Source organism: Pseudomonas sp. I2 (assembly GCF_040984075.1).
Taxonomy (GTDB): Bacteria; Pseudomonadota; Gammaproteobacteria; order Pseudomonadales; family Pseudomonadaceae; genus Aquipseudomonas; species Aquipseudomonas guariconensis_B.
This window is the reverse complement of sequence record NZ_JBCGFQ010000034.1, coordinates 32830-52867: the sequence shown is the minus strand read 5'-3', so window position 1 is coordinate 52867 and position 20038 is coordinate 32830. Positions and strand designations below refer to the sequence as shown.

The window sequence follows — 20038 nt, the reverse complement described above, 5'->3', positions numbered from 1 at the left end:
TCAAGGAGGACTGTCCATGCGTATTCTGATCGCCAACGTCAACACCACCGAAGCCATCACCGCAGCCATCGCCGAGCAGGCACGCAGCGTCGCGGCGCCCGGCACCGAGATCGTCGGCCTGACCCCCTGGTTCGGCGCCGAGTCGGTGGAGGGCAATTTCGAGAGCTACCTGGCAGCCATCGCCGTGATGGACCGGGTGCTGGCCTACGAGGAACCGTTCGATGCGGTGATCCAGGCCGGCTATGGCGAGCATGGCCGCGAAGGCCTGCAGGAGCTGCTCGACGTACCGGTGGTGGACATCACCGACGCCGCCGCCAGCACGGCCATGTACCTGGGCCACGCCTACTCGGTGGTGACCACCCTGGACCGCACGGTGCCGCTGATCGAGGACCGCCTCAAGCTCTCCGGCCTGTACGAGCGCTGCGCCTCGGTGCGCGCCAGCGGCCTGGCCGTGCTCGAGCTGGAGGCCGACCCGCGGCGTGCGGTGGAGGCCATCGTCGACCAGGCCGAACGGGCGGTGCGTGACGACAAGGCCGAGGTGATCTGCCTCGGCTGCGGCGGCATGGCCGGGCTCGACGAACAGATCCGCCAGCGCACCGGGGTACCGGTGGTGGATGGGGTGAGCGCGGCGGTGACCATCGCCGAGTCGCTGGTGCGGATGGGCTTGAGCACTTCCAAGGTGCGCACCTATGCCACGCCACGGGCGAAGAAGGTGGTGGGCTGGCCGATGCGCTTCGGGCGGTAGATCACACTGGGAGCCACGCCCACAGGCACGACGCTGAACGTCGGCATTGCGCGGTGTCTGTGGGAGCGGCCTTGCCGGGGCGCCGGACCGGTCGGAAAGGGCTGCAAAGCAGCCCCAATCGGCTCGATCACCCCAACATCCTGGCCAACCGCTCCCCACTGCCACAGGCCAGGGTGAAGCCCAGGGCCCCATGCCCCAGGTTCAGCCACACATTGCGATACGGCGTACCACCGATGATCGGCCCCCCCGTAGGCGTCGCCGGTCGCATCCCCGCCCACTCCACCGCCCGCTCATAGTCCGCCGCCCTCGGCAAGGTCTCGCCTGCCAGCCGGTGCATGCTGCGCAACCGCCGCGCGTCCACCGACTCGTCGAAACCGATGATGTCCACCATCGCCGCCACCCGCAGTTGCTGGTCCAGGCGCGCATAGACGATCTTGCGTTCGTAGTCGGTGATGCTCACCTGCGGCGCCAGATGCTCCGCCGTGATCGGCGCGGTCAGGCTGTAGCCCTTCAGCGGATAGATCGGCAGCTTCATCCCCGGCAACGCCAGGCCTGGGCTGCGATAGCCGGCACACAGCACCACCCGCTCCACGTCCAGTTGCTCGCTACCCAGCTCCAGCGCGAGCACTTCGTCATCGCGCCGTACCCAGCCCGTCACCGGCCGCCCCAGAAGCAACCGGCACAGCCCCGAGGCCTGCAACCGCTCGGCCAATCGCTGGCAGAAGCGGTGGCAGTCGGCGACCTCCTCATCCGGCGTGAACACGCCTCCAATGAAAGGCGCATCGGCCAATGCCGGCTCCAGCGCCTGCAACTCGGCCGCACCGAGCACCTGCTGGCTGTCCGGTTCGAGCAGGTGCTCCCGCCCATGGGCAAAGGCCCGCGCCGTGCGAAAGGCGACCAGCTTGCCGTTACGCCGCCAGGCGAAGCCCTGCAGGCCATCGTCCTCGCGCCAGCGCGCCAGGGTGGCCTGGCTGTGCAAGGCCAGCTCCAACAGCCAAGCGGCATTGCGGCGGTTGACCGTGTGCCGGCACGCCATCACGAAGGCCGCCAGCCAGCGCCACTGGGCCGGGTCCAGGCGCATGCGCAAGCGCAGGGGCGACTCGCCCTGGAGCAACCAGCCAAGCGCCTGCCATGGCACGCCGGCATCGGCCAACGGCGCCACGTAGCGATACGAAAGCTGCCCGCCATTGGCGAAGCTGGTGGCGCTGGCCAAACTGCCACGCGCCTCGACCAGGTCGACCGCCAGCCCCTCGCGCACCAGCGCGTAGGCCGTCGCCAGCCCGATCACCCCGCCACCGATCACCGTCACCCGCCGATTCATGCGCGCCTCCTGCGTCAGGCCTTGCAGCCTAGCAGGAAACCGTACGGATCAGCTCGGGCAGGTATGCACCCCATCGTCCAGCCCCTGGCGTACGTTACGGCTGAGCAGGCTCGCCTTGCCGTCGCGCCAGGTCAGGGTCAGCACGTACAGGGTGTCGAAATCATCACCGCTCCAGTCTTCGGTGATCACCCGCTCCTCGCCCAAGGCCTTGCCAGCCACGGCGTTGATCAGGTCGGGCAGGTAGCCATGCGACCAGGCGGTATAGACGGTGGCGTTGCGGTACTTGTCACGCATCAGCTCCTCGGCCAGGTCATCGGTGTCATTGGCACCGAAGTCGATGTTCACCGGCAGGCCCAGGCGGATGGCGCTGGGCGAGATGGTCATCAGCGGGCGAATATAGCTGTAGCTGCGGTCCTGACTGCCCTCCTCGACATGCCGCGAGGGGTTGGCGGCAAACACATAGTCGGCCTCGCCGAAACGCTCAGGCAGCAGCGTGGCCAGGTCCAAAGCACGGTTCAGGCCCTGGCAGTTCAGTTGCCCCAGGCCTTCGCCGGGCTTTTCGGCATGGCGCAGGAACACCAGCGTCTGGGTACCGTCGACCGGTTCGGCCCGGCCTTCGATCGCTTCCAGCGCCAGCGGCACTCCAATGGCGGTGAGCATCACGCCCAGCAACAGGTGACGGCGGCGTCGTAGAAAGAGGGGCAACTTCATCAAAAAGGCAGGCTCTCGTGGCAGAAAGAATGGGGGTTTACCCGCCACGTCGCCCTGCGGCCGAAGCCGCAGGGCATCCCTGTCATGACATCCTTCCGTGGATAGCGGGTGAGGGTCAGAGCGCCCTCGGCCCGTTTGGTTCCTCCCTGGATGCACGTGCCGTTCCGTCGACAAGGCCCAGGTTAAAGGCTGCATGTTGCCGAATCATGTCCACGGACGGCGAATCTCAGTCGTCGCGGGTCAGCACTTCCAGCAACTCGATCTCGAACGTCAGGTCCGAGTTGGGCGGGATCGAACCCATGCTGCGCTCGCCGTACCCCAGGTGCGCCGGCACCTGCAGCCGACGCTTGCCGCCGACACGCATGCCCATCAGGCCCTGGTCCCACCCCTTGATGACCCGCCCGGTACCGATCACGCACTGGAATGGCTTGCCACGCGACCAGGACGAGTCGAACTCGCTGCCGTCGGCCAGCCAGCCGGTGTACTGGGTGGTGATCAGGGCGCCCTTGACCACGGCCTTGCCGTCGCCTTCCTGGATATCGATGACCTGCAGTTCGCTGCTCATGCCTGTTTCCTCGAAGCGGTTTGCGTGGCCGCCCTTTTCTCAGGAATGCACGGGTTTGGCAAGTTCGCGCGGCGCTTCGTGCTGGCGCATCGACCAGAGCACGCCACCGATCACCAGGACGATCGCCGCGGCCTCCAGCACGCTCGGCCCGGTATGCCGCCAGAGGAAGGCGTAGAGCAGCGCGAACAAGGTCTCGAAGACGATCAACTGCCCACTCAGGGTCAGCGGCAGGCGCTTGGACGCCGCATTCCACAAGGCCATGGCCAACCACGAACCGAGCACCGCGCAGCCCAGGCTGCACGCCCAGAACAACCACCAGCGCGACATCGGCGCCTCTACCTGCAATGACTGCGGCTGCCACAACGCCAGCGCCGCGACCATCACCAGGCTGGCCAGCCCTGTCACCACCCCGCACAGCACCGACCACTGGTGGCTGTCGAAATGCCCGCACTGCTTGAGATAGCGGCTGTTCTGCGCGGCGTACCAGGTCCAGCAGGCCAGCGCGGCCAGGGCGTAGAACAGGCCCATGAGCTTGTCGCCCACGTCGCCCGGGGCGAAGGCGAATGTCTCCAGGTTGATGCACAGCATGCCGGCAAGGATCAGCGCCAGTGGGCCGACCAGCCGTGCCAGCGGCACCGCGCCGCTGTCGTTGCGCCCGTACAGGGTGATGGTCAGGGGCAGCACGCCGACGATCAGCGAGGCCGGTGCCACGCCCAGGCGCTGGATCGCCGCCACCAGGCAGATGAAGTACACCAGGTTGCCGATCACCGCCAGGCGCAACAGCATCCATGCATCGCCCAGGGTCAGCTGGCGCAGTTGCCGGGCCATGGGCAGCGCCAGCAACAGCGAGATCACGCCCACCATCAGGTAGCGCACACTGCTCAGCAGCATCGGGTTGAACTCCGGCAACAGCTCCGGAACCATCAGCACCATGCCCCACAATGCGCCGGCCATGCCGGCATACATCACACCGCGTCTCACCTGTCTGCTCCTGTTCGAAGATGCGCGCAGGCTACCTGCCAGGCCGGCACCGGGCAAAAGATCATTCCTCATGCAGCCATTCCCTGGAGGAATGGCTCGCGGCGCCCTATGCTGAGCGCACCCTTTCGCCACGCGACTCCGACATGAGCCGATACAGCCGTCACCTGCCCCCGCTGGATACCTTGATCGCCTTCGAGGCCGTGGCCCGCACCGGCAGCTTCACCCGTGCCGCCGGCGAGCTGTACCTGACCCAGAGCGCGGTGAGCAAGCAGATCCGCCTGTTGGAGGATCACCTCGCCACCCAGCTGTTCGAACGGCGTGCCCGCGGCATCAGCCTGACCAGCGCCGGCGAGCATTTCCATGGCTTCGTCGAGCCCATGCTCGACAAGCTGCTGGCCAACGTGCAGCGCCTCAAGAGCGGCCATGGCGACCGCCATGTCAGTGTCATCTGCACCCATGCCGTGGCGCAGTACTGGTTGTTTCCACGGCTGCTGCGCTTCAACGAGCAGCATCCGGGGCTGACGGTGAACATCCATGCCAGCAACGACATCAACGAGAGCCTGATCGCCGACTACGACTTCGGCATTCTCTATGGGCATGGCCGCTGGCGCTCGTTGCAGGCGAGCAAGCTGTTCGACGAGGTGATCTTCCCCATCGCCAGCACCCGCCAGGACCTGGGCAGCATCGACAGCCTCGCCGACCTGCAGGCGCTGCCACTGATCCAGCTCGACGCCTCGGCCTGGAACTGCCTGGACTGGCACGACTGGTTCGGCCATTTCGGCGTGCGCTACCAGGCACCGGCCGACGCCCTGACCTTCAACCAGGTCAACCTGGTGTTCGATGCGGTGATGCAGGGCATGGGCGTGGGGCTGGGCTGGGAGTCGATGGCTCGCGAGCGCATCAACGCCGGCCTGATCCGGCCGGTGTCGGACTTCGTGGTGCGCACGGGCCAGGCCGACTACCTGGTGCACGACCGCCAGACACTGCCCTCGCCCGCCGCCCAGGTGTTCGCCGAATGGCTGCTGCAGGCCTGAAGCAGAACGCCTAGCCGAGCTGGTCGAAGGCTTGCTGCCCGGTCAGCTCCTGGGTCTGGTTGGCGAAGCAGTACCAGGCGGGTTTCTCCTCGACGAAGATCTGCAGGTCGAAGTCCCAGGCTTGCTCGCCGTCCAGCAAGCCGACCGGGACGGCATAGAAGTCGTTGGCCTTGAGGCGGTAGTACAGGTGCGTGCCGCACTGGCCGCAGAAGCCGCGCTGGGCCCAGTCGGAGGAGTCGTAGACGCTCGGGGCACGGCCTTGGATCGTCGGCGGCTGGCTGCAGTGCACCACCAGCAGGGGGCCGCCGGTCCACTTGCGGCACATGCTACAGTGGCAGGCGCTGATGTGGGTGTTGTCCACGGTGACGCTCAGTTGGGTGGCGCCGCAAAGGCAGGTGCCTTGTTTTTCCAGAGGCATGGCGTGGGCTCCTGTGCGAGGGGTCAGGGATTGGCAAGTATAGCGGTGGCGGTGCCGCCCCCTTCGCGGCGGTCAGAGAAACACGGTCCCCCGCAGGTACAGCGCCCCACGCCCGCTGATGATCACCCGCCCATTGCCCGGCACCTCGCACTGCAACTGCCCCTTGCGTGCCCCGCCCTGCTCGCAGCTCAGGCTGCGCTTGCCCAGGCGCTCGGCCCAGTAGGGCGCCAGCGAGGTGTGCGCCGATCCCGTCACTGGGTCTTCGTTCACGCCCACGCGCGGCCCGAACCAGCGGGTGACGAAGTCGAAGCCACGGACCGGCGCGGTCACGGCGATGCCACGCACATCGAAGGCCGCCAGCGCGGCGAAGTCCGGCGCCAGGGTTTCGATCAACGCGGCGTCGTCGATCACCAGCACATAGTCGTCCGTACGGTACAGCGCGCGCGCCTCGCTCAGGCCCAGCGCCTCCAGCAGCTGGGCGGGGATGTCCACCGCCTGCGGTTGCTTGGCCGGGAAATCCATGGCCAGCAGGCCATCGGCACCACGGCTCACGCGCAGCTCGCCACTGCGGGTATTGAAGCGCAGCACCTGGGCCTGCTCGCCCAGTTGCTCGAACAGTACCCAGGCCGCAGCCAGGGTGGCGTGGCCGCACAGGTCCACCTCCACCGCCGGCGTGAACCAGCGCAGGTCGAAGGTTTCACCATTGCGCACGATGTAGGCGGTTTCGGAAAGGTTGTTCTCTTCGGCGATGCGCTGCAGGAGCGCGTCCGGCAGCCAGCTTTGCAGCGGGATCACAGCGGCCGGGTTGCCGCCGAAGGGTTTGGCCGAGAAGGCGTCGACCTGGAACATCTCGAGTTGCATGCAAAAGCTCCTGATGCTGAAAGAGGGCTCAGTGACGCACGGGGGTCAAAACCGGCTCGCCGGCGAAGAACGCCTGCAGGTTGCGCAGAACCAAGGTCACGGTGTCGCGTGCCGCTTCTGGCGACTGGCCGGCCACATGCGGCGTGAGCACGGTGTTGCCGAGGGATTTCAACGCGTCGGGAACCGCAGGCTCGTCATCGAACACATCCAGCGCCGCCCCGGCGATCACCCCCTGGCGCAGCGCCTCGACCAAGGCCTGGGTATCGACCACGCTGGCCCGCGCGATATTGACCAGGTATCCCTCGGCGCCCAGGGCCTCGAGCACCTGCCCATCGACCAGGTGGTGGGTGCCGGCACCGCCTGGCGTGGCCACCACCAGGATGTCCACGGCCTCGGCCAGGTGCAGCGCGGTGTCGTACCAGGTGTACGGGACATCCTGGCGCGGGGTGCGGCTATGGTAGCTGACGTTCATGTCGAAGCCTTGGGCCGCTCGCTTGGCGATGGCCAGGCCGACCGCACCGAGACCGAGGATGCCCAGGCGCTTGCCGCTCACCGAGGGGCTGATGACCCGGTTCCACTCGCCCCGGCGGGTACTGGCATCGGCCCGCGGGATGTCGCGCAGCAGCGCCAGCAGGATGGCCATGGCGTGGTCGGCCACCGCCGGCGCGTTGGCACCGGCGCCGTTGGTCACCGTGATGCCACGGGCAGCGGCGGCAGCCAGGTCGACCTGCTCGTAGCCAGCACCGATCACGCAGATGATCTGCAACTTCGGCAAGGCCTCGATCTCGGCAGCGGTCAGGCCCAGCGGCCCACGGGTGAGCACGGCGTCGATCTCGCCGGCGTGGCGGACGATGGCGTCGGCGCGCAGTTGCGGTGAGGGTGCGCGGATCAGGCGATAACCGGCCTGCTCCAGCAGCGGTAGGTAGTCGTCGACGGTTTCCACCAGCACCAGGACGGTCTTGCTCATGCCACCTCCGGATCAATACGAAGGGGCATTATGCGCGGGCGCTGTGTTGGGGGCTAGTTGATCTGGGGCCGCTTCGCGGCCCCTGCGAAAGTGAAGCTGACGAGCCCTATTGCGCAAACGCTCGCCCAAGGCCGCCCGGCACGCCACTGCTGTCGGTCTCCTGCCAGGGCCCGTCCGGGCTCAGCGACCAGCTCCAGCCGTTGTTCCAGCGGTAGTAGGTACGCTGGCGGTAGAAGGTGTTGGGCTTCTTCTCCAGCACATAGACCCCCAACCTTGGATCCCAGTGGCTGGCACCGCCCGGTGGCGGGGCGAAGCTGGCGGAGGTGCGCGGCATGGGCTTGGGAATGGCCGCCGGCTTGTCCGGCTGGGGCGCCGGTTGCCCGCCCGGCAGCGGCTTGACCACCGGCCCCTGGCGCGGCGGCACGGTCTCGATCGGGGGCGCCGGTCGCTCGACAGGCTCGCGCACCGTACACGCGGACAGCCCCAGGGCCAGGGTGATCAGGGTCAGGCGGACGGTGCTGTTCATGGATCGCTCTCTTACGAATCAGGGCTGTCGATGGTCAGGTGCTGGGCGGCCTGGGTACGGGTAGACAACGGCGCGCTCTGGCCGATCCACTCGCCCCGGGTCGGTTGGCCGGCGCGCGAGACGCGCGCCACCAGTTGGACTTCGGCGAAGTCCGACAGTTTCATCTGCGGCATCATCGCATCGGCATCGGAGAGCTCCACCTCGATCGGCAACTGGGCCACGGTCACCCGCTTGGCCGCCACCGGCATGGGCGGGCCGTTGCTGGCCCGCGCGAAGATGAACACCGTGTCGTCAGGCTTGACCTTGTCCTTGAGGGCCGCCGCCAGTTCCACCCGCACCTTCAGGCGTGCGGCCACTGGCGCGGAGGCGGGCTTGCCAGCGGCGACCTCGAGCCTCTCGGCGGCGCGGTCGATGCCCCCCTGCAGGGCGGCGCGCGAGGCATCGCCCTCGGGCAACTGGGCCAGCAGGCGCTGCCAGAAGTCGATCGCTTCCTGGTAGCGCTCCCCCTCGAAGGCAGCGATGCCGCGCAGGCCGAGGCTGGTGACCTCCTTGGGGTCGGCTGCGAGGGCTTCGTCGGTCAGCGCCTGCAACTGCGGGCTCCACTGCTTGCCGGCGGCGAAATACAGGGCCTGGGCCCACTGCCCGAGCAACTCGGGCTGGCGCCCGGCCAGGGCCACCGCGCGCTCGAAGGCCTTGGCCGCGTCCGCCGGGCGCTGCTCGGACATATAGGCACGGCCTAGGAAGTACAGCCCCTCGGCCGAGTCCGGTTGGGCCTGGACGGCGCGCTCCAGGCGCGTGGTCATTTCTTCCATCGACTGCGGCGCCTGGGCGAACTCGCGGGTGAGCTCGACCTTGTCGGCGGCACCGAAGTGCAGGTACAGCCCCAGGGCCATGACTGGCACCAGCACCGCCGCCAGCAGCGGCAGGGTCTTGCCCAGGTGCCCCTGGCGCGGCGCCTCGGCACCCTCGGTATCGGCCAGCAGTTCGCGCGCCGCCTCGTCGCGGCCCTTGGCCAATTGCTCGGCATCCAGCACACCCGCTTCCTGCTGGGCGGTGAGCTCGGCGATGCGCTCCTGGTACAGGGCGACGTTGAGGGCGGTGCGGTCTTCTTCCTCCTGCTGGCGACGACGCCCGCGCAGGATAGGGATCAGCAAGAAACCGAGGGCAGCGAGCAGCAGCAGGCCCGCGCTAAGCCAGAAATCAATCATGGGTATTTTCTTTATCCAGCAATTTGGCGAGACGCTCGCGTTCTTCGGCAGACAGCTCCTCGGTGCCGCCCCCCCCCTGGGCGCGACGACGGCGCACGATCAGCGCCAGCACCACGAAACCACCGGCCAGCAGGATGCCCGGGCCGAACCACAGCAACCAGGTGCGCCCGCTGAGCGCCGGCTTGTAGCGCACGAAGTCACCGTAGCGGTCGACCATGAAATCGACGATCTGCTGGTTGCTCTTGCCTTCGCCGAGCATGCGGAAGATCTCCCGGCGCAGGTCGGCGGCGATCGGCGCGTTGGAGTCGGCGATGTCCTGGTTCTGGCACTTCGGGCAGCGCAGCTCCTTGGTCAGTTGCTGGTAGCGCTCGCGCTCGGCGTCGTCGCGGAACTGGTAGGTGTCGATGGCCGCCTGGGCCATGCCGGCCAGGCTCACGCCCAGCACGGCGGCTGCCAGCCAGCGCCTCATGGCCTGGCCTCGTCGACCAGCCCCTGGTACAGCGGCGCCAGTTGCTCGCGCCACACCGTGGCGTCGACGATACCCACGTGCTTGTAGCGGATGATGCCCTTGGCATCGATCAAGAAGGTCTCCGGCGCGCCGTACACGCCCAGGTCCACGCCCAGGGTGCCCTGCTCGTCGCGGATGTCCAGCTGGTAGGGGTTGTGGAACTCGGCCAGCCATTTCAGCGCGGCGGCGTTGTCGTCCTTGTAGTTGACCCCATGGATCACCACGCCCTGCTCGGCCAACTGGTTCAGGTACGGGTGCTCGACCTTGCACGAAGGGCACCAGGTGCCCCAGACGTTGACCAGCGCCGGGCGGCCCAGCAGGTCGGCCTGGGTCAGGGTGCGGTCGCCCTGCACCGAAGCCAGGGAGAACGCCGGGAACGGCTTGCCGATCATCGCCGAGGGCAGCTCGTCGGGTTTGAGGAACAAGCCCTTGTAGAGAAACACCGCCACCAGCAGGAACAGCGCCAGCGGCAACACCATGATCCAACGCTTCATGCAGTCGCTCCAGACATGCCCAGGACATCACGTACCCGGGCCTTGACCTTGACGCGATAGCGCCGGTCGAAGGCCGCCAGGAAGCCGCCCAGCGCGGTCAGCAGACCGCCCAGCCAGATCCAGCGGACATAAGGCTTGATATGCACCCGTACCGCCCAGGCGCCGTTCTCCAGGGGCTCGCCCAGGGCGACGTAGAGGTCGCGGGTGAAACCGGCATCGATGCCGGCCTCGGTCATCATCGATTGCTGCACGGTGTACAGGCGCTTCTCCGGGTGCAGCGTGGTCACCTCGCGCCCCTCGCGGGAGACGACGATGGTGCCCTTGTCGGAGATGAAGTTGGGGCCCTCGAAGTGCTTGGCGCCTTCGAACAGGAAGTGGTACCCGCCCAGCTCCACGCTCTCGCCCGGGGCCATGCGCAGGTCGCGCTCGGCACTGTTGTTGCTCGACAGCACCACGCCCAGGGCGCATACCGCCAGGCCCAGGTGCGCCAGGTGCATGCCCCAGTAGCTGCGCGACAGGCCACGCAAGCCCTTGGCCAGGCCCTTGTGGCGGGTCTTGTCGAGGATGTCGCGCAAGCCGCCGAACACCACCCAGGCAGCCAGGGCGAAGACCGTCAGGGCCGGCCAGTCGAAGTCGTCGACGATCAGCCCGGCGACTGGCGCCAGGATCGCGCTGCCGATCAGTACCGGGGTCAGCATGCCCAGCAGCCACTTGCCAGGGGTGTCCTTCCAGCGCACCAGCACGCCGATGCCCAGCACCACCATCAGCAGTGCCATCAGCGGCAGGAACAGGGCATCGAAGTAAGGCGGGCCGACCGACAGCTTGGCGCCGGTCAGGGCATCGAGCACCAGCGGGTAGAGGGTGCCCAGCAGGATCATCGAGGCGGCCACCACCAGCACCAGGTTGTTGGCCAGCAGCAGCGTCTCCCGCGACCACAGGGCGAAGCCCACCTGGCTCTTGACCACCGGTGCGCGCAGGGCGAACAGGGTCAGCGAACCGCCGACCACGAACAGCAGGAAGATCAGGATGAACACCCCGCGCGAGGGGTCGGAGGCAAAGGCATGCACCGAGGTCAGCACCCCGGAACGGACCAGGAAGGTGCCCAGCAGGCTCAGGGAGAACGCGGCGATGGCCAGCAGCACCGTCCAGCTCTTGAACACCCCGCGCTTCTCGGTGACCGCCAGCGAGTGGATCAGCGCCGTGCCCACCAGCCAGGGCATGAACGAGGCGTTCTCCACCGGGTCCCAGAACCACCAGCCCCCCCAGCCCAGCTCGTAGTAGGCCCACCAGGAGCCCAGGGTGATGCCCACGCCGAGGAAGGCCCAGGCGACGATGGTCCAGGGCCGCGACCAGCGTGCCCAGGCCGCGTCCAAACGCCCGCCCAGCAGCGCGGCGATGGCGAAGGCGAAGGCCACCGAGAAGCCCACGTAGCCCATGTACAGCATGGGCGGGTGGACGATCAGGCCGAAGTCCTGCAGCAATGGGTTGAGGTCGCGCCCATCGGTGGGCACCTGGGGCAGCAAGCGCGCGAAGGGGTTGGAGGTGATGATCAGGAACGACAGGAAGCCCACGCTGATCATGCCCATCACCGCCAGCACGCGGGCCAGCATCACCTGCGGCAACTGGCGCGAGAACACCGAGACGGCCAGGGTCCAGCCGCCGAGGATCAATGCCCAGAGCAGCAACGAGCCCTCGTGGGCGCCCCATACGGCGCTGAACTTGTAGTACCAGGGCAAGGCACTGTTGGAGTTGCTGGCGACGTAGTCGACCGAGAAGTTGTCGGTCAGGAAGGCGTGGGTCAGGCAGGCGAAGGCAAAGGCGAGGAAGGTGAACTGCCCCCACGCCGCCGGCCGCGCCAGGCCCATCCACAGGCGGTCGCCGCGCCAGGCGCCGAGCAGCGGCACGGACGCCTGGACCACGGCGAAGCAGATCGCCAGGATCAGCGCCAGCTGACCCAGTTCGGGAATCACCAGGGCCGCGTTCATGGCTTGGCCTCCCCACCGGCAGCGGCCTGGCCGCTTTCCTTCAGCGCCTTGGTGACCTCCGGCGGCATGTACTTCTCATCGTGCTTGGCCAGGACCTCATCGGCCACCACCACGCCGTCGGCGTTGAGCTTGCCCAGGGCGACGATGCCCTGCCCTTCGCGGAACAGGTCCGGCAGGATGCCACGGTAGGTGATCGGCACCGACTTGTTGAAGTCGGTGACCACGAAGCGCACGTCCAGCGAGTCGGCCGAGCGCTGCACCGAGCCCTGCTCGACCATGCCGCCGGCGCGGATGCGGGTGTCCAGCGGCGCCTCGCCGTTGGCGATCTGGGTCGGGGTGTAGAACAGGTTGATGTTCTGCTGCAGGGCGCTCAGGGCGAAACCGACGGCGACGGCGACACCGACCATCAGGCCGAGGATGAGCAACAGGCGTTTCTTGCGCTGCGGATTCACTGGTTGTTCTCCCGGCGCAGACGGCGCGCCTCTTCTTGCAGGTAGCGACGGCGGGCCAGCAGGGGCGTGGCGACATTGAGCGCCAGCACCGCCAGGCAGATGCCATAGGCCGACCAGACGTACAGGCCATGGTGGCCCATGGCGAGAAAATCCCCGAAGGACGCGAAACTCATTGCGCGGCCCTCCGCCCCAGGCTGTTCAACACTTCCTCCCTGACCCAACTGGCGCGCGCCTCGCGCTTGAGCACCTCGAGGCGCATGCGCAGCAGCAGCACGGCACCGAAGAAGCAGTAGAAACCCAATACCGTCAGCAACAGCGGCAGCCACATCTCGGCGGGCATGGCCGGCTTCTCGGTGAGGGTGAAGGTGGCACCCTGGTGCAGGGTGTTCCACCACTCCACCGAGTACTTGATGATCGGGATGTTCACCACGCCGACGATCGCCAGCACCGCACAGGCCTTGGCCGCGCTGTCGCGGTTGCTGATCGCCTGGCCCAGGGCGATGATGCCGAAGTACAGGAACAGCAGGATGAGCATGGAGGTCAGGCGGGCATCCCAGACCCACCAGCTGCCCCAGGTCGGCTTGCCCCAGATCGCCCCGGTGACCAGCGCCACCGCGGTCATCCAGGCGCCGATGGGCGCCGCGCATTGCAGGGCGACGTCGGCCAGTTTCATCTTCCACACCAGGCCGACGATGCCGGCCACCGCCAGCAGCACATAGCAGGATTGCGCCAGCATGGCCGCCGGCACATGGATGTAGATGATGCGGAAGCTGTTGCCCTGCTGGTAGTCCTGGGGCGCGAAGGCCAGCCCCCAGGCGATGCCGACCAGCAGCAGGACAATGGCGGAGACGGTCAGCCATGGCAGCATGCGGCCGCTGATGGCATAGAACCATTTGGGGGAACCCAGCTTGTGGAACCACGTCCAGCTTATTTTCATCAGGGTACATCCAGGGTATTTGCCGGGCTTGGAAGCCCGGGACTCGTTATTCGCCGACGCTGATCTTCAGGCCGGCCGCTATCGCAAAAGGTGCCAATGTCACCGCCAGGGCAGCCAGGCTGGCGAGCCAGAGCAGGTGGCCGGTGGCCGGCATATTCTGCAACGCCGCTTGCAAGGCGCCACTGCCCAGGATCAATACCGGGATATACAGCGGCAGGATCAGCAACGCCAGCAACAGGCCACCGCGCTTGAGGCCGACCGTCAGTGCCGCCCCTACCGCGCCCAACAGGCTCAGCACCGGCGTACCCAGCAGCAGCGAGCCCAGCAGCACCGGCAGGCAGTGGGCCGGCAGGCCGAGCATCAGCGCCAGCAGTGGTGCCAACAATACCAGCGCCAGCCCGGAAAAGATCCAGTGCGCCAGCACCTTGGCCAGCACCAGCAACGCCAGCGGGTGCGGCGACAGTACCCACTGCTCCAGCGAGCCGTCCTCGAAATCGCTGCGAAACAGGCCGTCCAGCGAGAGCAGCACGGCCAAGAGCGCCGCGACCCAGACCAGCCCCGGCGACAAGGTTTGCAACAATTGTGTCTCAGGACCGACCGCCAGTGGAAACAAGGCGACGACGATCGCGAAGAACACCAAGGGATTGGCCAGCTCCGCCGGCCGGCGACACAGCAGGCGCGCCTCGCGCCGCACCAACAAGACGAATACGCTCATGCCGCCCACTGCCCCAGGTTCAGTTCACGGTAACCCGATGGCTTGCACTCGAGGTGGTGATGGGTGGTCAGTACCACCGTCCCGCCCTGCTCGCAGTGAGCGGCCAGGTGCGCCTCGAGCTGGGCCACGCCTTGCTTGTCGAGGGCAGTGAAGGGTTCGTCGAGTATCCACAGCGGCGGGCTGTCCAGGTACAACCGGGCCAATGCCACGCGGCGCTGCTGCCCGGCGGACAGGGTATGGCACGGCACATCCTCGAAACCGCGCAAGCCCACGGCGGCGAGTGCCTGCCAGATGGCCTCGGCAGTCGCCGGCCGGTGCAAGGCGCACAGCCAGGCGAGGTTTTCCTCGGCGGTGAGCAGGTCCTTGATGCCGGCGGCGTGGCCGATCCACAGGAGGATGCTGGCCAGGGCATGGCGCTGTTCGGCCAGGGGCTGGCCACCGAGCAGGATCTGCCCGGCGGTGGGCTGCATCAGCCCGGCCAGCAGGCGCAGCAGGCTGGTCTTGCCGCTGCCGTTGGGGCCGCTGACCTGCAGCATGTCGCCGGGGCCCAGCTCGAAGTGCAGGTGCTCGAAGAGCAGGCGCCAGTCGCGCTCGCAGGCCAGGCCCGCGGCTTGGAGGTGAAGGGGCACGGTTTCGCCTTATTCAGTGTGGGGGCCATGATCGGTGTCGTCTGGCTTCGCGGACAAGCCCGCTCCCACAGGGTCTGCACTGTATCCTGTAGGAACGGGCTTGCCCGCGAAGCAGGCGGCACCGGCCGAAGCCTTTGTCTCAAGTCGCTTCCGGCCCTGCCGTTATAGTGGCAATGGCAGGCAGCGTGGCCGGCATTATTACATGCGATGTCCCGCTGCCAAGAGGGCCAGGCCCACAGGTTGTATACAATCATGACTGAAATCAATAGTCTCGGCGCACAAACAGCGGTAGGCCTGCAAGCAGGCAAAGCCGCCATGACCGGCGAACTGCTGCGCCTGCTGCAACCGCAGCCAGGCCTGCTGGCGCCAGGCGAGACCGCCAGGGCCGAGGTGATGGCCCTGCGCCAGGTGGGCCAGGACTTCCAACTGTTGCTGCGCCTGATCCAGGCCAATGGCAGCCAGGTGCAACTGCAAGCCACTGCCAGCCAGCCGCTGCCCCAGGGCAGCCTGGTGACCGTCAGCCAGACCGAGAGCAACCGCCTCGCCGTCATGGTGCAACAGGTCAATGCCAACAACGTCGCCACCCTCACCCGCCTGGATAACACCCAGGTCCCCGTCGGTACCCTGCTGCAAGGCAAGGTCCTGACCAGCCAGGCACTTGCGCAGCTCCCGGGCGAGGCCGCCAGCTTTCGCTCCCTGGTCACGTTGCTCAACAGCAGCCAGGCCGGCGCCACCCTGACCATCGACAGCCCACGCGCGTTGCCGGTGGGCAGCCTGCTCAGCGCCGTGGTACAGGGCGACCAGTCGCTGCGCTTCGTGCCTTTGAGCGGCCGCCAGGAGCAACTGAGCATCGTGCAGCAACTGATCAGCCAACAAGGCCGGCAAGCGTCGTTGCCGGGGCTGCTCAATGCCCTGCAACAGGTCGCCCTCGACCCAGGCGGCGTTGGAACGCTGCGCGCCACTGCCGAACAGCTGCTGGCCAGCCTGCCCGATGCGCGCCAACTCGGTGAAGCCAAGGCCGTTGCCCAGGCACTGAACAACAGTGGCGCCTTTCTCGAGGCCAAGCTGCTCGGCGGCCTCTCCACCGAACTGGCCACGGACCTGAAGGCGCAATTGCTCCGCTTGATGGCTCAAGCATCGGGGAATGGGCCCTTCCTCGCCTCGACGAGTGCCTCGACATTGGCCCAAGTCATGCCCGCCATGGCCCGAGGCGCCCTGGGCATGCTCGAACGGGTCGGCCCAAGGCAGCAACCTGGGACGTTTCCGCTCCCTTCCCGGCTGTTGCAGGCCATGGAAAACGAAGGCGACCTGCAGCAGTTGCTGCGCCTGGCCGCCGCCGCTATCGCGCGCCTGCAGAGCCATGCCTTGAGCAGCCTGCAGCAAAGCGCAACCTTGGAAAACGGCAACCTGCAAACCACCTGGCAAACCGAAATCCCCATCCGCCATGGCCAGGAGTTCATCCCCTTGCAGGCCAAGTTGCAGCGCGAGGAAACGCCGCAACAACACGCCGACCGCCAGCGGGAGCCGCAGGATCCGCTGCAAGCGTTGTGGCGTATCGAACTGGCCTTCGACCTTGCCCCCTTGGGGCCCTTGCAGGTCCAGGCGCAACTGAGCCAAGGCCGGCTGTCTGGCCAGTTGTGGGCAGAACGCGAGCAGACCGCGAAGTTGATCGACAGCCAGCTCGGCGGACTGCGCGAACGCCTGCTGGCCCGCGGGCTGGATGTCGGCGACCTGGAATGCCACCCCGGCATCCCGCCACAGGGGCCCCGTACACGGGTGGAACAACGCTGGGTGGACGAGACCGCATGAGCAGCACACAACCCCGTCAGGCCATCGCCCTGAGCTACGACGGCCAAGAAGCCCCGACCCTGAGCGCCAAGGGCGAGGACGAACTGGCCGAAGCCATCCTCGCCATCGCCCGCGAGCACGAAGTCCCCATCTACGAAAATGCCGAACTGGTACGCCTGCTGGCACGCCTGGAACTGGGCGAGCATATCCCCGAGGCGCTGTACCTGACCATCGCCGAGATCATCGCCTTCGCCTGGCAGTTGCGGGGCAAGGTTCCGGACGGTTTCAGCGACCAGGCGCCCTCGCCCCGTGACGTGACGCCGCCAACGCTGACACTGCCAGTTGATTGAAGCTGCATCCGCAAGAACAACCTCGATCACAGGCACTGCCCGTCATCGATCGAACCGGGCGACATAGGTAATTACCGCCCCACCCTCCTGCTACCGGGACATGCTCGCGCCTCCTTGACCCACACAGGTGCTCCCCATGTCCCTACCTTACGTAAATGCCAGCGGCGTCCAGTTCGTGCGCAACCACCTGCAACACATCCCAAGGCCCGATCGGCACGCGGCCGAGGCGATCCGTGACTGGGCATCCCAACAGGGCTTCCCACTCGATCCGGACCAGACAGAGGTGGTAACCCTGCACTACCGTGGCCAGCAGGCCGTGATCATCGACCGTCAGCCCCTCACCCACGCGGTGCTCTCGAACTGGCAGGGCGAAACCAGCAAGGACCTGGTCGGGCAACTGTTGCCAGGGCACTGGGCAGGTACCTTGCCCCAAGGCCCATTGCAACTGGTCGATGAGTTACCCAAGCCTGGCCCGCTGGACAACAGTGCGCCCTACAGCGTGTTCAACGGCTTGTTTCGCGTGACCTCCCCCGCTCGCTATGACGCCACCACCCACCTGCCAGTCGACGTAGAGGCCATGCAGAAGTTCATCTGGTCGTTGGACTTCCATGCTCGCTACAAATCGATGCTGGACGATTACTGGACGCATGCCCTGAAGAGCCACCCGGTCGCGGCACGCATCAACTTCATCGCGGCCTGCAACAAACAGGTGCTGCAGGGCTCCTTGAGCGAAGCCGGGCGCAAGCTGGCCTGGCAGGCGGCCGACCTGATGCCACGCACGCCTGGGTTACGCGTCCGACCGCTGAATGTGTATGGCTACACCGCCACCGACATACTCTGCATCACCGACAGGGCCAGCCCTGAAGCCCTGCTGTACCTGCCAGGCAACGCCTTCCCGCTGCATGAATTCAGCACCCGGGCCGCCCTGCAAGACTGGTTCGGCCGACAATGCCAGAGCGACGAGAAACGCCAGATACTGCGCCAGCACTTCGCCCTGGCCGATACACCAGACGGGTTGGACTTCAGCGGCCTGGACACCGCATTGGCGGGCCTGGGAGCGTACCCCGCGCTTCATTGGCGCTCACCCAATCGTCCAGGCTTCACCACCGATGGCCCCTGGTCGCCTGGTGACTTCGTCAATTACCGAGCGACCAAATACAGCCCTCCGATCAAGGGCGACCTGTTCGAAGCGCTCACTGAACGCCAGCGCCAGCGCAGCTATGCCGATGCCGACTTCATCATCACCAGCGACAGCGAGGTGACCAAGGCCAAGTGGCGAAGCTACCTGACCGCCTCGATCAATCTGCTGGCCCCCTTGGCGCTAGTGGTACCGGAACTGGCCCCCCTGTTCGCCTTGGGTGGGATGGCCCAGTTCGGTCTGGGGCTCGACCAGGCCATCAATGGCAAATCGCTCGAGGACAAGGCCGATGGCGTGCAGAACATCGAGTTTGGCCTGATGAACGCAGCGCCCCTGGTCCTCACTGGCCTTTCCAAGGCCCAGCAGCTCTTCCCACCCAAGCGCGACGGTTTTGTATTCCCCACGCGGGTCAACGGGCAACTGGGCTACCCCTTGAGCCCCATGATGCCGCCACACCTGCCCGAACCTACCCTGCAGTTCTTCAAATCGGCGGTAGAGCCACTGCCTGGCGGCGATCTCACCACTGCACGCTGGGTGGTCAGGCTCCCGCTGACCGAGGATGGCCCAGGACAACTGCAGAGCATGCTCGACGGCTACAACACGGATGTGCTCTACAGCGCCGAATACGATGCGTTCATTTCCGGCAGGGCCCTCAATGACGTGGACCCCACCTATTACCAGGTGTCCGATAGCCATCGCGGGTTGGTGCGGATCGACATCGGAGAACGGCCGGTAACCGACCAGATGCGCATGAACAGCCTGCGGGCCATGGGTGTGGATCTGCAGTTACCCATCGCGCTGCCCTCAGTCGAGGCGCAGATGCTGCAGCCCATCCCGAAGCACATCCTCAGCATCTGGGTAGGCGACAAGGTGATCCCTTCCGAGCTGCTCGCTACGCTGGCCAGCAACAGTCGCCGCCTGACATCCAGCCAGTACCAGCTGAAGCTATTGCTGTCGAACGCAAGCCCGGCCGCGTTCGAGGAGAATCTACAACTGCTGGGCACACAGGCACCGAATATCCGCGTTCTGCCTCTGGAGGAGCAGCCGTTCTACCGTAGCTTCAGCCAAAGCCCGAATTTCGCTCAATACCAGCACGCACTCAACGGCAGCGGTGCCAATTTCTCCTCGGCCTCGGACGTGTTGCGCTACCCGCTGCTCGAGCACGAAGGCGGCCTGTACCTGGACGTCGACGACGTCCTGCTGCCAGCCCCCTCTGCACCTGATGACCCTGAACAAGCCGCCCTCGACAGCCTGACATTGGCCACGTCCCCCGACGGCTTGCTGCTCGGTATACCGGCGAGCAACGAGACGTTGGGCATGCACTGCCAGTACAACACCAACATGCTCGGTAGCCATCCCAACAACCCGACGCTGCAGGCCATTTCGCAGGAGATACATGCACGCTACCAAGCCGATCGAGCCTTCTACGACAGCAAGCCCCAAGCAGACGACGCTGCCTTCGAGCGCTATGCCTTGCGCCTGAGCGACCTGACCGGGCCTGGCGTGTTCAATCACGTGGTCGACCAGCGACTGCCACGGTTGCGGATAATCCGCCAGATCGCCAACTTGCGCACCCTGCCTCAGAGCGACCCGAACTATCTGCTACTGAATGTCGACGCCGACCTTCGCCAGGCGATGATCACCGACCTGCCACTGACCGGTGTCGCGCAGATCGGCAACTATCATTCCTGGAGCCGCCCCTGAT

General features: G+C 66.6%; 22 protein-coding genes. 5 read left to right on the top strand and 17 right to left on the bottom strand.

Features of this window, described 5'->3' with window-relative positions:
• Positions 1-16: 16 nt before the first annotated feature.
• Positions 17-745 carry an aspartate/glutamate racemase family protein gene (locus tag WCE05_RS17840; protein WP_225789256.1) on the top strand — a complete coding sequence of 243 codons (729 nt, stop codon included), beginning with the start codon at positions 17-19 and terminating at the stop codon, positions 743-745.
• A 127-nt stretch (positions 746-872) separates the two neighbouring features.
• On the opposite strand, the gene WCE05_RS17835 is transcribed toward WCE05_RS17840, so the two are convergent.
• The 4 genes from WCE05_RS17835 to WCE05_RS17820 form a co-directional block, all read right to left on the bottom strand.
• The gene (locus tag WCE05_RS17835; RefSeq protein WP_368816245.1) at positions 873-2066 is read right to left on the bottom strand and encodes a D-amino acid dehydrogenase; all 1194 of its coding nucleotides are present in this window, start codon (positions 2064-2066) and stop codon (positions 873-875) included.
• Between the two features lie 48 nt (positions 2067-2114).
• Positions 2115-2777 carry a histidine phosphatase family protein gene (locus tag WCE05_RS17830; RefSeq protein WP_225789258.1) on the bottom strand — a complete coding sequence of 221 codons (663 nt, stop codon included), beginning with the start codon at positions 2775-2777 and terminating at the stop codon, positions 2115-2117.
• Positions 2778-3003: 226 nt separating this feature from the next.
• Positions 3004-3342, bottom strand: a complete 339-nt coding sequence (locus WCE05_RS17825) for an FKBP-type peptidyl-prolyl cis-trans isomerase (protein ID WP_253081455.1) — start codon at positions 3340-3342, stop codon at positions 3004-3006.
• A gap of 39 nt (positions 3343-3381) precedes the next feature.
• Positions 3382-4323: a DMT family transporter gene (locus WCE05_RS17820; protein ID WP_253103732.1), complete on the bottom strand. Its 942-nt coding sequence runs from the start codon at positions 4321-4323 to the stop codon at positions 3382-3384.
• A 143-nt stretch (positions 4324-4466) separates the two neighbouring features.
• On the opposite strand from WCE05_RS17820, the gene WCE05_RS17815 reads away from it, so the two are divergent.
• On the top strand, positions 4467-5357 hold the full coding sequence (locus WCE05_RS17815) for a LysR substrate-binding domain-containing protein (protein WP_225789261.1): 891 nt from the start codon (positions 4467-4469) through the stop codon (positions 5355-5357).
• A gap of 10 nt (positions 5358-5367) precedes the next feature.
• On the opposite strand, the gene WCE05_RS17810 is transcribed toward WCE05_RS17815, so the two are convergent.
• From WCE05_RS17810 to ccmA, 13 genes are all read right to left on the bottom strand, one after another.
• On the bottom strand, positions 5368-5775 hold the full coding sequence (locus tag WCE05_RS17810; RefSeq protein ID WP_253081454.1) for a GFA family protein: 408 nt from the start codon (positions 5773-5775) through the stop codon (positions 5368-5370).
• Positions 5776-5847: 72 nt separating this feature from the next.
• Positions 5848-6636 (bottom strand): PhzF family phenazine biosynthesis protein, encoded by a 789-nt coding sequence (locus WCE05_RS17805; RefSeq protein WP_368816244.1) that lies wholly within the window; start codon positions 6634-6636, stop codon positions 5848-5850.
• 28 nt (positions 6637-6664) lie between these two features.
• Positions 6665-7603, bottom strand: a complete 939-nt coding sequence (locus WCE05_RS17800) for a 2-hydroxyacid dehydrogenase (RefSeq protein WP_253081453.1) — start codon at positions 7601-7603, stop codon at positions 6665-6667.
• A 106-nt stretch (positions 7604-7709) separates the two neighbouring features.
• A complete protein-coding gene (locus tag WCE05_RS17795; RefSeq protein ID WP_368816243.1) occupies positions 7710-8129 on the bottom strand; it encodes a hypothetical protein in 420 nt (139 codons plus the stop codon).
• Between the two features lie 11 nt (positions 8130-8140).
• On the bottom strand, positions 8141-9337 hold the full coding sequence (gene ccmI / locus WCE05_RS17790) for a c-type cytochrome biogenesis protein CcmI (protein ID WP_253081452.1): 1197 nt from the start codon (positions 9335-9337) through the stop codon (positions 8141-8143).
• Positions 9330-9806, bottom strand: coding sequence for a cytochrome c-type biogenesis protein (locus WCE05_RS17785; RefSeq protein ID WP_225789267.1), 477 nt, complete (start codon positions 9804-9806; stop codon positions 9330-9332). The genes ccmI and WCE05_RS17785 overlap by 8 nt, the downstream gene beginning before the upstream one ends.
• Positions 9803-10339: a DsbE family thiol:disulfide interchange protein gene (locus WCE05_RS17780; protein ID WP_225789268.1), complete on the bottom strand. Its 537-nt coding sequence runs from the start codon at positions 10337-10339 to the stop codon at positions 9803-9805. Before WCE05_RS17780 ends, WCE05_RS17785 begins: the two co-directional genes overlap by 4 nt.
• Entirely contained in the window at positions 10336-12309 is a 1974-nt protein-coding gene (locus WCE05_RS17775) for a heme lyase CcmF/NrfE family subunit (RefSeq protein ID WP_253081463.1), read from the bottom strand. The genes WCE05_RS17780 and WCE05_RS17775 overlap by 4 nt, the downstream gene beginning before the upstream one ends.
• An 11-nt stretch (positions 12310-12320) precedes the next feature.
• Complete coding sequence (ccmE, locus tag WCE05_RS17770) at positions 12321-12776, bottom strand: cytochrome c maturation protein CcmE (RefSeq protein ID WP_225789269.1); 456 nt, start codon at positions 12774-12776, stop codon at positions 12321-12323.
• Positions 12773-12949 (bottom strand): heme exporter protein CcmD, encoded by a 177-nt coding sequence (gene ccmD / locus WCE05_RS17765; protein WP_225789270.1) that lies wholly within the window; start codon positions 12947-12949, stop codon positions 12773-12775. Before ccmD ends, ccmE begins: the two co-directional genes overlap by 4 nt.
• Positions 12946-13713, bottom strand: a complete 768-nt coding sequence (locus tag WCE05_RS17760) for a heme ABC transporter permease (protein WP_225789271.1) — start codon at positions 13711-13713, stop codon at positions 12946-12948. The genes ccmD and WCE05_RS17760 overlap by 4 nt, the downstream gene beginning before the upstream one ends.
• A 46-nt stretch (positions 13714-13759) precedes the next feature.
• Positions 13760-14428, bottom strand: coding sequence for a heme exporter protein CcmB (gene ccmB / locus WCE05_RS17755; RefSeq protein ID WP_225789272.1), 669 nt, complete (start codon positions 14426-14428; stop codon positions 13760-13762).
• Positions 14425-15057, bottom strand: a complete 633-nt coding sequence (gene ccmA, locus WCE05_RS17750) for a cytochrome c biogenesis heme-transporting ATPase CcmA (protein ID WP_225789273.1) — start codon at positions 15055-15057, stop codon at positions 14425-14427. The genes ccmB and ccmA overlap by 4 nt, the downstream gene beginning before the upstream one ends.
• 252 nt (positions 15058-15309) lie before the next feature.
• Here ccmA and WCE05_RS17745 point away from each other — a divergent pair, with 252 nt between their 5' ends.
• The 3 genes from WCE05_RS17745 to WCE05_RS17735 all read left to right on the top strand — a co-directional run bounded on the left by WCE05_RS17745 (position 15310) and on the right by WCE05_RS17735 (position 20037).
• Positions 15310-16866 (top strand): flagellar hook-length control protein FliK, encoded by a 1557-nt coding sequence (locus tag WCE05_RS17745; RefSeq protein ID WP_368816242.1) that lies wholly within the window; start codon positions 15310-15312, stop codon positions 16864-16866.
• Positions 16863-17195: an EscU/YscU/HrcU family type III secretion system export apparatus switch protein gene (locus WCE05_RS17740; RefSeq protein WP_368816241.1), complete on the top strand. Its 333-nt coding sequence runs from the start codon at positions 16863-16865 to the stop codon at positions 17193-17195. Before WCE05_RS17745 ends, WCE05_RS17740 begins: the two co-directional genes overlap by 4 nt.
• 136 nt (positions 17196-17331) lie before the next feature.
• On the top strand, positions 17332-20037 hold the full coding sequence (locus WCE05_RS17735) for a DUF6543 domain-containing protein (RefSeq protein ID WP_368816240.1): 2706 nt from the start codon (positions 17332-17334) through the stop codon (positions 20035-20037).
• Position 20038: the final 1 nt, after the last annotated feature.